We start from the raw sequence: 534 nt of genomic DNA on the forward strand, positions 1-534 counted from the left end.
TTCCGCACCGACGCGGTAGACATCATCATCAAGTCGGTCCGCTTGATGCTGAACCCTGGTACCAATCAGGCTGTCCTGATGCTTGGAGTGGAAGCAGGAGTGGTGCGAATCGATGCCGAGGAGACGCCGTTCACGAGCGGCGAACTCCACGTCGGGCTCGAGTTCGAAAGTGGCACGCTTCTGGCCGTTAAGCCGAAGAGCCTGTCACTCCATGGCGTAGGGTCAACCGTGACCGACTTCGTCAACCGCGCCAACCTCGAGGTTAACAAGCTGCTCGACACCGAACGTGACCAGCGTGTCGAACTTTTTCCGGATATTGACGATCAGGCGAAGCTGATGCTGATCTTCAGCAAGCCGCGCGTCATCGACAGTGTCACGGTCGGCCTCTTCCTCGGCGACGGCGACCCAACTCAAGTCGATCGGGCGATTGCCACTGGGCAGTCCATCAGCTTCGCCCTTGCAGCCGACTTCGTGAGGACGAACATTCTTTGCCGAGCATTGCTGAGTCCCTCAGAGCGCGACCCCGCCTGGACG

At 59.6% G+C, this 534-nt stretch carries 1 protein-coding gene; it reads left to right on the top strand.

From position 1 onward, the window contains the following. Positions 1-534: hypothetical protein (locus AC6CIG_RS29690; RefSeq protein WP_498324385.1), on the top strand; the 534-nt coding region annotated here is incomplete at both ends.

The sequence above is a fragment of the Sinorhizobium sp. GQ132 genome (assembly GCF_059758575.1).